Annotated in this window: 13 protein-coding genes; 7 read left to right on the forward strand and 6 right to left on the reverse strand. The window is 63.1% G+C overall.

Features of this window, described 5'->3' with window-relative positions:
- Positions 1-11: 11 nt before the first annotated feature.
- Together RAD16_RS07770 and RAD16_RS07775 are read right to left on the reverse strand one after the other, a co-directional pair.
- Complete coding sequence (locus RAD16_RS07770; protein ID WP_458157275.1) at positions 12-1028, reverse strand: transporter; 1017 nt, start codon at positions 1026-1028, stop codon at positions 12-14.
- A 121-nt stretch (positions 1029-1149) separates the two neighbouring features.
- The gene (locus RAD16_RS07775) at positions 1150-1926 is read right to left on the reverse strand and encodes an acetoacetate decarboxylase (protein ID WP_458157276.1); all 777 of its coding nucleotides are present in this window, start codon (positions 1924-1926) and stop codon (positions 1150-1152) included.
- Positions 1927-2212: 286 nt separating this feature from the next.
- On the opposite strand from RAD16_RS07775, the gene RAD16_RS07780 reads away from it, so the two are divergent.
- The 3 genes from RAD16_RS07780 to RAD16_RS07790 all read left to right on the forward strand — a co-directional run bounded on the left by RAD16_RS07780 (position 2213) and on the right by RAD16_RS07790 (position 5049).
- Positions 2213-3388 carry a patatin-like phospholipase family protein gene (locus RAD16_RS07780; protein ID WP_458157277.1) on the forward strand — a complete coding sequence of 392 codons (1176 nt, stop codon included), beginning with the start codon at positions 2213-2215 and terminating at the stop codon, positions 3386-3388.
- Positions 3389-3904: 516 nt separating this feature from the next.
- A complete protein-coding gene (locus tag RAD16_RS07785) occupies positions 3905-4708 on the forward strand; it encodes an acyltransferase family protein (protein ID WP_458157278.1) in 804 nt (267 codons plus the stop codon).
- Positions 4690-5049 (forward strand): acyltransferase family protein, encoded by a 360-nt coding sequence (locus RAD16_RS07790; RefSeq protein ID WP_458157279.1) that lies wholly within the window; start codon positions 4690-4692, stop codon positions 5047-5049. The genes RAD16_RS07785 and RAD16_RS07790 overlap by 19 nt, the downstream gene beginning before the upstream one ends.
- 270 nt (positions 5050-5319) lie before the next feature.
- Here RAD16_RS07790 and RAD16_RS07795 read toward each other — a convergent pair whose 3' ends face one another.
- Positions 5320-5526 (reverse strand): hypothetical protein, encoded by a 207-nt coding sequence (locus RAD16_RS07795; protein ID WP_458157280.1) that lies wholly within the window; start codon positions 5524-5526, stop codon positions 5320-5322.
- Between the two features lie 625 nt (positions 5527-6151).
- Between RAD16_RS07795 and RAD16_RS07800 the strand changes: the two genes are divergently transcribed.
- The 3 genes from RAD16_RS07800 to RAD16_RS07810 are packed head-to-tail and all read left to right on the forward strand — an operon-like array spanning position 6152 to position 9511.
- Complete coding sequence (locus tag RAD16_RS07800) at positions 6152-6616, forward strand: (2Fe-2S)-binding protein (protein WP_326901899.1); 465 nt, start codon at positions 6152-6154, stop codon at positions 6614-6616.
- 1 nt (position 6617) lies between these two features.
- Positions 6618-8870 (forward strand): xanthine dehydrogenase family protein molybdopterin-binding subunit, encoded by a 2253-nt coding sequence (locus RAD16_RS07805; RefSeq protein WP_458157281.1) that lies wholly within the window; start codon positions 6618-6620, stop codon positions 8868-8870.
- An 8-nt stretch (positions 8871-8878) separates the two neighbouring features.
- Complete coding sequence (locus RAD16_RS07810) at positions 8879-9511, forward strand: hypothetical protein (protein ID WP_458157282.1); 633 nt, start codon at positions 8879-8881, stop codon at positions 9509-9511.
- Positions 9512-9642: 131 nt separating this feature from the next.
- Here RAD16_RS07810 and RAD16_RS07815 read toward each other — a convergent pair whose 3' ends face one another.
- The 3 genes from RAD16_RS07815 to RAD16_RS07825 form a co-directional block, all read right to left on the reverse strand.
- On the reverse strand, positions 9643-10179 hold the full coding sequence (locus RAD16_RS07815; RefSeq protein ID WP_458157283.1) for a hypothetical protein: 537 nt from the start codon (positions 10177-10179) through the stop codon (positions 9643-9645).
- A gap of 276 nt (positions 10180-10455) precedes the next feature.
- Complete coding sequence (locus RAD16_RS07820; RefSeq protein ID WP_458157284.1) at positions 10456-12015, reverse strand: acyl-CoA carboxylase subunit beta; 1560 nt, start codon at positions 12013-12015, stop codon at positions 10456-10458.
- Positions 11945-12919, reverse strand: a complete 975-nt coding sequence (locus RAD16_RS07825; RefSeq protein WP_458157285.1) for an IclR family transcriptional regulator — start codon at positions 12917-12919, stop codon at positions 11945-11947. The genes RAD16_RS07820 and RAD16_RS07825 overlap by 71 nt, the downstream gene beginning before the upstream one ends.
- Before the next feature lie 94 nt (positions 12920-13013).
- On the opposite strand from RAD16_RS07825, the gene RAD16_RS07830 reads away from it, so the two are divergent.
- On the forward strand, positions 13014-13235 hold the full coding sequence (locus tag RAD16_RS07830) for an acetyl-CoA carboxylase biotin carboxyl carrier protein subunit (RefSeq protein WP_458157286.1): 222 nt from the start codon (positions 13014-13016) through the stop codon (positions 13233-13235).
- The last annotated feature ends 207 nt before the right edge of the window (positions 13236-13442 follow it).

Raw genomic sequence — 13442 nt, forward strand, 5'->3', positions numbered from 1 at the left:
CGATCGATACGCTATTTGAAGATGCCCGTGCGCCGCATGAACAGATAGGCTGCGCCGACCGACGAGGCCATCAGCAATGCCGCCCAGATAAATCCCTCGTCGACATCGGTGAGCGGCAGGCCTTTCGTGTTCATGCCGAAGATTCCCGTGATCAGCGTCGGCGGCAGCAGCAGCGAGGTCACGATCGAGAGCGTGTGGAGGTGGCGGTTGCTCTCCTCCTCGTTCTTGAAGCGCAGCTCCTCTTCGAGCAGGCGGCTGCGTTCGCGCAGCTCGACGATGTCGTGATCGAGACCGTCCAGACGCTGCGCCAGCTTGCCGGCCTGGATCCGCAAACTTGGCGACAGATGGTCGGTGTTCTTCTGGTCGAGGCGGTGGAACAGCACCCGCAGGCCCGTGAGCTGGCGATGCAGCCTGACGCAGGTGCGGCGGAGGCGGCCGAGATTGCGGCGCATCTCCGACTTGGCCTCATCGGCCAGAATCCGCTCCTCGATGTCGTCGATCTCCTGGCCCAGCTTGTCGGCCATCCGGTCGAGCGTGTCGGCGACCTCGTCGACGATCTTCTCCAGCAGATGGGCGACATTGTCGACACGGTAGCCGCCTTCCAGCACGCGGCGCGTCGCGTCCGCCGAGCACAGCGCATGATGGCGGCCGCTGACGAGAAGGTGCTCGGTCATGGCGAAACGCAGGAACGCGGTCTCCTCCGTCGCGCGGTCGATGTCGCGCACGAGATCGGAGAACACGCCGTAGACGCAGTGGTCGATGACGTGAAGCTGCTGGAACGTGTCGTTCGACAGCAGCAGTTCGCGCGCCAGCGGCGGCAGCTGCGATGACGCGATCCACGGCCGCACGCGACCATCTGTCAAATTGAAATGCAGCCACAGACGGCCATCATGGCTGAACTCGATCGGCTGGTTGATCGGAAGCGGCTCGGCGCTGCCGTCGCTGTGCAGGCGGAACGCCCACACCAGGCCCGGAATGGCGGGGCCGGTGTCCTCTATCGCGCTGACAAGCTTCGCCGGCTCAGCCATGCCTACCCCCAAGTCAACGTCTCACGTCCATGCAGCCCAACTCGGGGGAGGCCGTTACCAGCCTCCTCCGGACCTCTGGCAAGTACTCAATTACGGCTGTGTTACAGTTTGATGATGCGCCCTACTCCGCGGCGAGCGACGTCGCGGCCTCGGCTTCCTTGACATAGTCGTGCACGACGCGGCCGAACGGCAGCGTCAGGTCGGCGATGTAGTGATGCGCGCCGAGGCAGCGGCGAACCGGGAAGTCGGCAACGGGTGCATTGACATGCGGCACCAAATGCAGCCGGCCCGGCCCCATCCACGAGCCCTTCGGCACGATGTCGATCAGGTTGATGGCAACGAGCTGGCAGATCTCGAGCCGGCCGTCGACGCCCGGGATCATCTTCAGGTTGATCTGCGTCTTCGACAGCGTGGCGCGGGTGAGATCGCCGTTGCCGGCCATGCTCTCGTGCTTGTAGCCCATCGTGCCCATGGCGACGAGCTGGCCGGCATATTCCAGCGTGCCCGTCAGCGTGTCCTTGACGATCTCGAGTTTCGGATGGGCGTACTTCTTCGGAAAGCCCCAGATCTCGCGGCCGGCCGCGATCGGCGGATCGTCGTCCAGATACATCTGCGAGACGAAGTTGACCTCCTCGCCGTTGAGGCGCGCCGGAATGACGAGACCGGACTCGGTGTAGCTGCCGAAGCCGGAGGAGTCCGGCATCCTGATCCATTCGTAGTGCACGATCGGCTGCTCGATCGGCTCCAGCGGCTCAGGCAGGCCGGCGCGGATCAGGTCCGGATCGGTCTCGTAGGTGATGACCAGGAATTCGCGGTTGATGAAGCGATAGGGACCGGCGGGATAGCTCGGCCCGGCGGCTGGCATGGACGGAAGTTTCAGCAGATCTTCCCTGCGCATCGCGCCTCTCCTGTGTGATGTCTGTGATGTCGGCCCGGCAGCTCGCAACCTTAGGCCAGATTGCTAGCCGCCGTCATTGACTGCGATGTGAAAGATTTCCGTCAGGCCCGCGACCGCCGCCATTCCCGCGGCGGCTGGCGCGCATGCGCACGCTGCCTCGTCGCCCACTCTGTCATCACCCCGTCACCGCCGGACGCAATCGTTTGGCTGGCTATTTTTGGAGCATGATCCTCTCGGAAAACCGCTGCGCACTTTTCCGGATCATGCTCTGCAGGGAGGCACACCTATGGACGCCCGCACGTCGCAACCGGCTCATCAGACCCATCAGCCTCCCGCACGCGGCTGGCGGCCCGAGCGCTGCGACCGCGTCGCGCTGGTGCTGCAGGGCGGCGGCGCGCTCGGCGCCTACCAGGCCGGCGTCTACCAGGCGCTGCACGAGGCCGGCATCGAGCCCGACTGGGTCTGCGGTGTTTCAATCGGTGCAATCAATTCCGCCATCATCGCCGGCAACAGGCCGGAAAAGCGGCTCGAGGCGCTGCGCATCTTCTGGGAGCGCATCACCAACCGCAAGATCTGGCACTACACGCCTGACGGCGACGTCTTCCGCCAGTGGCGCAACCTCACCAGCGCCTGGATGACCTCGACGCTCGGCCAGCCCGGCTTCTTCACCCCGCACCAGGTCAATCCCTGGTTCAGCCCGGTCGGCGCGCGAACCGCGACGAGCTATTACGACACGGTGCCGCTGAAGGAGAGCCTGCTCGAACTCGTCGACTTCGACCTCATCAACGAGAAGAAGGTCCGCTTCGCGGTCGGCGCCGTGAACGTGCTGTCGGGCAATTTCATCTATTTCGACAACTCCCATGACGAGATCGGGCCGGAGCACATCATGGCCTCCGGCGCCCTGCCCCCGGCGTTGCCAATGGTGCGGATCGGCACCGACCATTTCTGGGACGGCGGCATCGTCTCAAACACGCCGCTGCAGCATCTGCTCGACCAGGAGGACGCGCTCAATTCGCTGGTGTTCCAGGTCGACCTGTTCAGCGCACGCGGCGTGCTGCCGCGCTCGATCCAGGACGTGATGGCCCGCCACAAGGACATCATGTATTCCTCGCGCACGCGCCACAACACCGACGTCTATCGCCGCACGCACAATCTCAAGGTCCTGCTCTACAAGGCTCTGGCCAAGCTCCCCGAGGAGCAGCTCACCGACGAGGACCGCCAGCTCAAGGCGAGCCTCTGCCGCATGCCGGAGATCGCGATCCTGCATCTGATCTACCAGCAGAAGGCCTATGAGGGTGACGCCAAGGACCATGAGTTCTCGGGCACCTCGATGCGCGAGCACTGGACGAGCGGCTACGAGGACACCAAGCGCACGCTGAAACGCCGCGACTGGATCAAGATGCCCGACGAAGGCATGGGCCTCGTGGTGCACGACGTGCATCGGGAGACGGAGAGCGCGTAAGACGCGCTTTGAGGCGAGCCCTCAAACAAAAAGTGCGAAAACAACCCCATGCACAGTAGCCGGAGCATTTGGGATCAATGACTTAGCGTGCCAGCACCGCGGTTTGACTCGTCGGGCAAAACAGGAGCATGATGGCATCGTCGCGCAAGACGCTTTTGCTTTCATGCATCGCCCAACAAATTGGCGCTACGACACTTGCGCGATATCCCAAGCTTGCGGACTACCGCCGCCTCACCGAGCACGCATGGTCGCCCTCAATCTGTATGCCGTCAGAAGCGTCCTGATAGTCATTTGGTCTGTCGACGGTTCATTCCCAGAGACGACCTCTTACCAAGAACAGCGTGTCTCACTGCCGGGGTGCAATCCAGCGCTGTCATCGTAACTTCGCAAAGGCTCTGCAAACAATGCATCGCGCGACGTGGCGCCATCCCGATTGATGGCGCGTTTTTTGCGCAGCCGCGACCGAGTCTCATTCAAGACTTGCGCGACGGCGTAAGGCAATTCGAGAGGACTTCCGTGACCATCGGCCAACGACTCGACGAGGTTCAGGGATTTGGACCTGGTTTTGATTTTCTGCGCATATTCCTGGCCGTCAGCGTCGTGCTGATTCACGCTCCGCTGATTACCGGAACGTGGTCTCCGCTCGATCCGGTTTGGATGTTTCAATTTTCGATCCTGCCGATGTTCTTTGCCCTCAGCGGCTTCCTGATCGGGAGAAGCGCGCAACGGCTCGCGTTTAGCTCTTTCATCCTGAACCGAGGCTTCCGCATCATGCCGGCCCTGGTCGTGGAAATCGTTCTCTCTGCACTAATTCTCGGGCCGCTCGTAACGAGCTTGGATATCGCCTCCTACTTCAGCGACGAACGGTTCTTCAAGTACTTTCTCAGCATTGTCGGAGTCATTCAATACGAGCTCCCGGGCGTCTTTGAGAACGCCCACTATACGAGATTTCTCAACGGGCACGAGGCGGGGATTGTCAACGGGTCGCTGTGGACCGTCCCGCATGAGATGTTCTGCTACCTCATCATGTCCGCCATCATTCTCCTGGGACTGCTCAAGAGACCTCTCTTGGTGCTGTCGTTGACGATTCTCGTCGTGTCCGGTGGCATCGCGCTTCAACTAACGGCTCCGCATCCGGGCCGTATTCTTGACTCGCTCACTTACATCTTTGCCCAACGTGGCTCTGCCCGTCTTATCCCAGCGTTTCTGGCTGGATTGCTCTTCTATCAATTCCGGTATGCTATACCGTTCAGGTGGTCGCTCGCGGCGGCTTGCTTCGCCGGCCAGAATGGATCGCATCGGTGCTCGTCCAGGCCATAACCACACCGATGCTCGCCTACATCACGGTCTTCCTGGGATTGACGCCGCTTCCAAAGCTCGGAATTCTCGGCACGGGTGATTACTCCTACGGGGTCTATCTCTATTCCTGCCCGATCCAGCAGAGTGTGAACTGGTTGCTTCCGGATATTCGCAGCAATACCTTCAATTTCGTCACCAGCTTGGTACTGACGGCGCTGTTCGCAGCCTTCTCCTGGCACTTCATCGAGAAGCCTGCACTCGGGTTGCGGAAGAGTTTTTCTTTGCGGCGGCCCGCACATCAAGCCGAGACGCTTGCCGTCGAATCGACACCGCTCACGGTACCCTCTCGGGAAATCGCCTAGACGGAGAGTGCAAGCGTGGCATTTCGCGACTGAGCAGTTCGCGGTCGCCTGAAAAGAGGTTTCGCACCGAAGCGTGGCGCATCCCCCCTTCTCAGACCGCGATTTGGCAACGCTCAAGGATACAAGTCTCTCCCGTGCAAAGTCATTTGCACGAGGGAGAGGCACCGTCATGTCCCGTTGGCGAAGTTCAGAGTCACAACCTTTGTGCTATCAAGGGGCGAAACACCGCGAATAGGCGGCTTGGTCTCGATGCCATGCGCCGCTGAAGCATCACGCTTGCCTGCGGTAACTCATCGGCCGTGCGATAACGAGTTGACCGTTCATTTCGTCACCGCTGATGGAGCCGTCGAACCGAAACTGCATTCCATCCATGAGGACTTCCATGTTCACACTGTTGCCGGAAATGGAAAAGTTCGCGGGAAAGATCTGGCCGTTCTCGCTTAATCCATAGCCGCCGAGCGTCTTCACAACCGTCAACACGCCCCCCGACGGATTGACCCAAGACCCAACCAGTGGATCCTTCGGGATAGGAGGAGGCTGCGGCGGAGGCGGAGGATCCGGAATCGTACCGTGTCCTTGACAGGTGTTGCAATTCAACTTTCCCCGCCCGCCACAAGGACCGCATATGGGAAAGTCGAGACCACCGCTTCTGTTGGGAGTGGCCCTCCCCTGACCTTTGCCGTTGCACGCAAAACAGGTGATCTTGCCGGCACCGAAACACGAGGGACAGATCATCGCTCGCCTCTCAATAAACCCAAGGTTGTTGAACCTTATTGGGCCATCCAGACGGCAGCAACACGGAACCGCAGGCGCAAAATCACAAACGAGAGACCCGTCGACCCGTTCGGCTTTCCCCTGGTCTTCGGGACAACCGCCATATGACTTCGACGACGCTCTCGCGCACGAGCAAGGTCACACTTCCAAAATCGCACGACAGATCCGCCCCGCGCCAATCCGCGCCATTGGCGAGCGCGCGCCCGATGCCATACGATGGGCATTAGGACCGACGCGCGGGATTCCGCCGTAACCGAGGCAGCGATGGCTGCGCTTGGACAGCTTACTTCGGCCGTGCGGACGGCAAACTCTCGAAGGACGCACCGACATGATCGAGCTCACCGTCAATGGGACCAGGCGTCAGGTTGATGTCGTTCCCGAGATGCCCCTGCTTTGGGTCCTGCGCGACGAGCTCGGCATCACCAGTCCCAAATATGGTTGCGGCGTCGCGCAATGCGGCGCCTGCACCGTCCAGATCGACGGCATGGCGGTCCGCTCCTGCCAGGCGCATATCGGCGAGGTCGCGGGTAAGTCGGTCGTGACGCTCGAGGGGCTGGAAAAAAGGGAGCAGCATCCGGTCATCCAGGCCTGGATCGAACATCAGGTGCCGCAATGCGGCTACTGCCAGACCGGCCAGATCATGCAGGCCATCGCGCTGCTCGATCTGATCTCCAATCCGACCGACGAGGAGATCAACCAGGTCATGTCCGGCAATCTCTGCCGCTGCGGCACCTATCCGCGCATTCGCGCCGCGATCCACGCGGCCGCGGCCAAGAAGATGGCGGAGAAGTGAGATGGGCCATATGCAGAACCTCTCACGCCGCGCCTTCGTTTTCGGCTCCGCCGCGATCGCCGGCGGCATCGCTTTCGGCGCCTTTGGCACGGCGGAAGCCGCCGCGACCGCCGCTGACAATCCGCTGGCCGCCGGCCTCGGGCCGAACTCCGTCACCTTCAATCCCTGGGTCGAGATCAGCCCGGACAAGATCACGCTGATCGCGCAGCATGCCGACATCGGCCAGGGCGTCGGCTCGATCCAGCCGATCATGATCGCCGAGGAGATGGACCTCGATCCCGGCCAGTTCGAGATCCGGTTCGCAACTGCCAGCCCCGCTTATTTCAACACCGGCTTCGCCGACGAGTTCGCCCCGTTCGTGGCCGCGGACCAAAGTCCGGCCGCCGAGGAAGCGCGCGCCAAGACGCTCGAATGGCTGAGACAGGCCGGCCTGCAGATGACCGGCGGGTCGAGCACGCTGCCGGACACCTATGAGAAGCTGCGTGTTGCCGGCGCGGTCGCGCGCGAGACGCTGAAGGCGGCCGCCGCCAAGCGGTCGGGCGTCGCTGCGGCTGAACTGCGCACCCAATCGGGCCATGTGATCCTGCCCAACGGCACCAAGATCGCCTATGTCGATCTCTCCGCGGATGCCGCAAAAATTCCGCCGGTGCTCGACGCCAGGCCGCGCGATCCGTCGACATGGCGCATGCTGGGCAAGCCGATGACGCGCCTCGACATTCGCGAGAAGGTCCTGGGCGAGCTGAAGTTCGGCATCGACCTGAAAACCGACGGCATGCTGTACGCCTCCGTCAAGCTGAACCCCAACAAGGGGCAGCCGCTGAAATCCTACGACGCCAGCAAGGCGCGCGCGATGCCGGGGGTCAAGAATATCCTCGAGATCAAGAACGGCGTCGCGGTGATCGCGACGAACAGCTGGTACGCCATGAAGGCGGTCGATGCCGTCGTTTGCGAGTGGGCACCCTCGGCCTATCCCGCCGAGCAGGCCGATCATTGGAAGGTGCTCGAATCCTCGTTCAAGCCCGAATTCCTCGGCAAGGAGTGGCGGAAGACCGGCGATATCGAGGCCGGGTTGAAGACGGGCAAGCTCGTCGAGGCTGAGTATCGCGCACCCTATGTGGCGCATCAGCCGCTCGAGCCGCTGAACGGGATCGGCCTCGTCACCGACGCGGGGATGGAGATCTGGGTCGGTCACCAGAGCCCCCGCTTCGTGCAATATGTTGCGGCAACCGCGATCGGCCTGAAGCCCGAGCAGGTCACCTTCCACAATCAGTGGAGCGGCGGAAGTTTCGGCCACCGTCTCGAATACGAGAACGTTCGCGTGCTCGCCGAGATCGCCAATCAGATGAAGGGAACGCCGATCAAGCTGGTGTTCTCGCGTGAGGAGGATTTCCTCCAGGACATTCCCAGGCAGATCGCGATCGCCCGGCACCGCGGCAGCGTCGACAACAGCAAGATCGTCGCCGCCGATCTGCAACTGGCCTCGACCACGCCGCTCAAGGGGCTGCTGGAGCGTTCGGGCACGCCCTCGAAGGATCCTGACGGGCAATTGGCCGCCGGCCTGTGGAATGTCTATTACGACATCCCCAATTTCCGGGCCACGAGCTACGAGGCGCAGGGACTGTCGCCCAGCACCACGTGGCGATCGGTCGGCGCATCGACATCGGGCTTCTTCACCGAAAGCTTCATCGACGAGCTGATCCATGCCGCCGGGCTCGATCCCATGACGGCGCGCATCGCGATGTGCAACGTGCCGCACTATCGCAAGGTGCTGGAGACGGTCGCGGAGATGTCGGACTGGAAAGGACCGCTCGGTAACGGCCGCGGCCGCGGCGTCGCCTTCGTCGAGTCGTTCGGGACGCCGACGGCCGAAGTCGTCGAGGTCTCGATGACGGACCGAGGCATCCGGATCGACAAGGTCTGGATCGCGGTCGATGTCGGCAAGGTCGTCGATCCCGTCAATTTCGAGAACCAGGTGCAGGGTGGCGTGATCTGGGGTCTCGGCCACGCCATCAATTGCGAGCTGACCTACGCCAAGGGCGCTGTGCAGCAGACCAACTACAATCACCACGAGGCGATGCGGATCTACCAATGCCCTGTCATCGAGGTTCGCGGGCTGGAGAACGATCCGAAGGTGAGAGGCGTCGGTGAGCCGCCCGTTCCGCCGGCCGCGCCTGCGCTTGCGAATGCGATCTTCGCCGCGACCGGCAAGCGCATCCGCGAAATGCCCTTCAACAAGTTCATCGATTTCGTCTGAGGCACGCCATGAAGAGATCACTGATCGCGGGCGTCTTCGCGGCCTCCTCCATCGCGGCCCTCACGGGCATCGTCGTCGCCAAGGACGAGCCCGCCAAGGACGTGCTGCCGCCGGGCAGCGTCAGCCGCGCCGAGGGGCTGGAGGCCTGGAAACGGATCGAAGCCGTGGTGACGCATCCGCGCTGCGCCAACTGCCATGTCGACGCCAAGGCGATCCCGATCTGGACGCCGGCCGGCGAAACCAAGCCGCGCGTGCACGGCATGAACATCCACGGCGGCGAGAGTCGGATCGGGGCCGAAGCCATCCCCTGTTCGACCTGCCACATGACCTCCACCCAGGCCAATGAGCCGGCACCCGCGCCGCCGCGCGCCGGCATCGACTGGCAGCTTGCGCCGGTCGAGTTCATCTGGTTCGGCAAGAGCGGCGCGGAGATCTGCGCCCAGATGAAGGATCCCAAGCGCAACGGCGGCCGCGACGCCGCCGGCCTCGTCGAGCATCTCCGGCACGATGCATCCCTGAACGGATTCATCCCGCGCGGATGGGCGCCCGGCGCGGGCCGCTCGACGCCGCCGGGCTCATTCGAGGAGCACGTCAAGGACGTGGCGCTGTGGGGAGCGGCGGGACAGCCTTGCCCGAATTGACGCTGTTGCCGACTCGTCATTGCGAGCGAAGCGAAGCAATCCAGACTGCGTCCGCAGAAACAGCCTGAATTGCTTCGTCGCTTCGCTTGTGATCTCCGCCGCCGAGCGGCCCACGCAGCCCCGCCACGTCCTCAGCCGCGCGGATTGACGATCGCGTACCCCCGCAGCGAGCGCGCATGCATGCGCGTGGCGTGACCGCCCGAATTGGCGTCATAGGCCATCCATATGTCGCCGCCGAGATGCTGCTCCAGAACGAAGACGTGGCCGCGGCGCGCCGCGACCATGCCCGGCGCCGGCGAGGTGCGCGGAAAGCGCAGCCAGTTCGAGGCGAGATTCAATTCCGGCACGACGCGGCCGAACACCCGGATCGCCGCGCCGCAGCCGCAGAACGACGACGGGCAGCCGGCCGGACGGCCGCCGATGACGCGCTCGCCGGAGACGCTGATCGTCGTTGCGGTGTTACCCGCGTCGGTGATCGTCATCTGCGTCGCGCGATAGGCTTGCAATGACTGCCGCGAAACTCGCTCGCGGCGTGGCTGCGCGTAAGAGAAATCGCAGGGCATGGTGACGTTGCATTCGCGGGCTTGAAGCGTGCGGTAGGGCCGCGCCTCCGCAGCAATGGAGGTCGCGGCAACGACGAGACACGCAGAAACAACTTGCTTGATCATTTGCAGGAATCCGAATTGGAGGACCCTGCCCCGCGACGAGAGACCAATATTGATTTGGCTGAAATGAGCCTGAAGCGCGGCGGAAAATGGCTGCCCTCGGGCGGAGTTAACGTGAGTTAACCTCCTCGCGCGCGTAACCAGGCGCGCAACAACCGTCATTGCGAGCGAAGCGAAGCAATCCAGACTCCTTCCGCGGAAAGATTCTGGATTGCTTCGTCGCCAGCGCAAAATTGCTCCGCAATTTTGTCGGGGCCTCCTCGCAATGACGGGGAGAGCCTACGGCCTGATCGTCATGTTCTCCGGCGGCCCTGCTTTCCGCAGCGGCTCGGCGAGACGCGCGAACTCGCACAGCAGCGAGCGCGTCTTGCGGGGATCGATGATCTCCTCGACCCAGAATTTTTCGGCCGAGCGGAACGGTGAGCGCAGCTTGTTGAGCCGTTCCTGGATCTCGTTGAGCTTCTCCGCCTTGTCTTCGGCCGCGTCGATGTCGGCGCGGTAGGCGGCTTCAATGCCCCCTTCGAGCGGCAGCGAGCCCCAATAGGCCGACGGCCAGGCGTAGCGGATCGAGAAGCGGTCGGCCGGCTGGTGCACGACGCCGGCGACGCCGAAGGCGTTGCGCAGGATCACGGTGCACCAGGGCACCGTGGTCTGGTTCACCGCGGCCATGGCACGGACGCCGTGGCGGATGGTCGCCGCCTTCTCGGCATCGAGGCCGATCATGAAGCCCGGGCAGTCCATGAGATAGACGATCGGCAGATGAAAGGTCTCGGCGAAGTCGACCCAGCGCACCACCTTCTGACACGCATCCGCCGTCCACGAGCCGCCGTAATGAAAACTGTCGCTGGCGAGCACCATCACCGCCCTGCCCTCGAGCCGCGCAAGGCCGACGATAACAGGCTTGCCGAAATTCCTGGCAACCTCGAAGAACGAGCCCTTGTCGACCACCGCGTCGATGATCGGGCGGATCTTGTAGACCTGCTTGCGGTTCCGCGGCACCGCGTTCATCAGCGCTTCCTCGCTGCGCTCCGGATCATCAGCGCAGGGCAAGGTCGGCGGCAGCTCGTAAACCGACGACGGCAGATAAGACAGGAATCGCCGCGCGCAGGCAAAAGCCTCCTCTTCCGTATCGACGGCATGATCGACCGCGCCGGCGCGAGTCTGGATGTCGGCGCCGCCGAGCTCTTCCTTCGAGAGGTCCTGCCCGAGCGCCTTCACCACCGGCGGGCCCGCGACGAACATCGCGGACTTCCGGGTCATGATCGAATAGTGGCTGGCGGCAAGACGCGCAGCGCCCAGGCCTGCAACCGAGCCGAGACCGAGTGCGACCACCGGCACCCGCGACAGGTTCTCGGTCGTGAAGCGATACCAGCGGGTGCCGCCGATGCCGCCGGGCAGATTCGCCGCACCCTTGGTCTCGATCGTCTTGACCGAGCCGCCGCCGCCGGAGCCTTCGATGATGCGAAAGATGGGCAGACGGAAGTCGTGCGCCATCTCTTCCGCCATCAGCGGCTTTGCCGAGATGGAGGCATCCGCAGAGCCGCCGCGCACGGTGAAATCGTCACCGACCACGACCACGGTGCGGCCGTCGACGCGCGCACGGCCGAACACGCAGTTCGCCGGCGTCAGTTTCTTGAGATCGCCGCTGGGATCGTACTCACCGATGCCGGAGACGGCACCGATTTCGTGAAAGCTGCCTTTGTCGATCAGCTTGTCGATACGCTCCCGAACAGTCAGCCGGCCCTGGTCATGCTGTCGCTTGACCTTGTCAACGCCGCCCATCTCCCGCGCGAAGGCTTCGCGCCGGGCGAGCTCGTCGAGTTCCGGCTTCCAGTTCATTCACTCCCTCCGAATTGATCGGCTTGTTATTGTTATGCACGGCCATTGCGACCGGTTTGCGCGAGATGCGGTTGTTGAAGACGTCGCCTTCCGCGCCCTCCATCAGGCTGCCGAGCGAGCGGCCGAGCGCGAGCATCAGCGGCGCGACCTCGGCATGCAGACGCTCTTCGTCGTACATCGCCGAAAGCAGACCGATCGTGATGACGACGAAGGTCTGGTACTGCGGCGACCAGATCGGCACCGCGAGCCCGTTGATGTGCGGGCTCCACAGGCCGCAGGCCACGACATAGCCGCGCTCGCGCAACGACTGCCGGTTCGCCTCGATGCGGGGCTTCAGGATCTTTACAGCCTCGGGCGCCTCGCGCTCCATGTCCGCGATGAAGGCATCGCCGAATTCGGGCGATAGCGCTGCGGTGTAGGCCGCGCCAGCCGCGGTCGACGCCATCGAGATGCGGCTGCCGGTGCCCTCGTGCAGGCCGAGCGCGGTCGCCGACCGCGCGAACTGCAGATAGACGAGATGGAAACGATCGGGCACGACGAAGCCGACGGTGCCGGGAAGCTGCTCGGCAACTTCCTGCAGCCGCTGCCGGATCATGCTGCGCAGCTGCGCGCCCTTCATCATCGAGGCGCTCATCGCCACCGCGCTCGGGCCGATGCGATATTTCTGATCGCGCGGCAGATAGACCAGCTGGCCCATGCGCGTCAGCGTGTGCGTAAGCCGCGACACGGTCGAGCGCGGCAGACCGCAGCGATTTGAAATCTCGAGATTGCCGAGCCTGCTATCGTGGCCCTCGAAGCATCGCAACACGTCGAACGCGCGCGACACCACCTGGATGACATCACCCTCACCGGCTTCACCAGCGAGCGCACCTTGCCTGCTTAACCGCTCCGAACGTCGTCCCATGATCCCTACCATTTGTTCCGCTGTGCGGAATTAAATTCCACTTGCAGACGAAGCTACCTCAGGCATTTTGCGGCGACAACAAAAAGGCGATGGCATGCCAGAAATTAAGATCGTCACGGAGATCGCGGGTCGCATCTGCTCAACTCCCGTGCAAGTTGGAGGAACCGTTGCCGATGGCGACGACGTTGTGGTCGTCGAAGCGATGAAGATGGAGATCCCCGTGCCCTCGCCCGCGAGCGGCACCATCACATCGCTTCTCGTCAAGCTCGACGACATCGTTGCCGAAGGACAGGCGATCGCGATCGTCGCGAACTGAATACGCATGAATCGCAGCCTTGGTTGCGCAATCTTCATGTGGCCATCCTTCGAGAGGCCCGCTTGCGCGCGCGACAATCTGTCTGCCGCGCGCCTGCATGCGCGGTACGGCGTTGCCATCGCCTGATGGCGATGACATGATCAGTTTCAAACAAATCTTTGTTTCAAACAAAGAACGAAAATCTTCGCGGCAAAGCGAGGATCATTG

Source organism: Bradyrhizobium sp. 18BD, from assembly GCF_054185225.1.

Excerpts from the sequence above, each read along its gene's own strand:
- RAD16_RS07820 (WP_458157284.1), bottom strand. The coding sequence starts at position 12,015 with ATGAACTGGAAGCCGGAACTCGACGAGCTCGCCCGGCGCGAAGCCTTC.
- RAD16_RS07825 (WP_458157285.1), bottom strand. The coding sequence starts at position 12,919 with ATGGGACGACGTTCGGAGCGGTTAAGCAGGCAAGGTGCGCTCGCTGGT.
- RAD16_RS07805 (WP_458157281.1), top strand. The coding sequence starts at position 6,618 with ATGGGCCATATGCAGAACCTCTCACGCCGCGCCTTCGTTTTCGGCTCC.
- RAD16_RS07810 (WP_458157282.1), top strand. The coding sequence starts at position 8,879 with ATGAAGAGATCACTGATCGCGGGCGTCTTCGCGGCCTCCTCCATCGCG.
- RAD16_RS07770 (WP_458157275.1), bottom strand. The coding sequence starts at position 1,028 with ATGGCTGAGCCGGCGAAGCTTGTCAGCGCGATAGAGGACACCGGCCCC.
- RAD16_RS07780 (WP_458157277.1), top strand. The coding sequence starts at position 2,213 with ATGGACGCCCGCACGTCGCAACCGGCTCATCAGACCCATCAGCCTCCC.
- RAD16_RS07815 (WP_458157283.1), bottom strand. The coding sequence starts at position 10,179 with ATGATCAAGCAAGTTGTTTCTGCGTGTCTCGTCGTTGCCGCGACCTCC.
- RAD16_RS07800 (WP_326901899.1), top strand. The coding sequence starts at position 6,152 with ATGATCGAGCTCACCGTCAATGGGACCAGGCGTCAGGTTGATGTCGTT.
- RAD16_RS07830 (WP_458157286.1), top strand. The coding sequence starts at position 13,014 with ATGCCAGAAATTAAGATCGTCACGGAGATCGCGGGTCGCATCTGCTCA.
- RAD16_RS07775 (WP_458157276.1), bottom strand. The coding sequence starts at position 1,926 with ATGCGCAGGGAAGATCTGCTGAAACTTCCGTCCATGCCAGCCGCCGGG.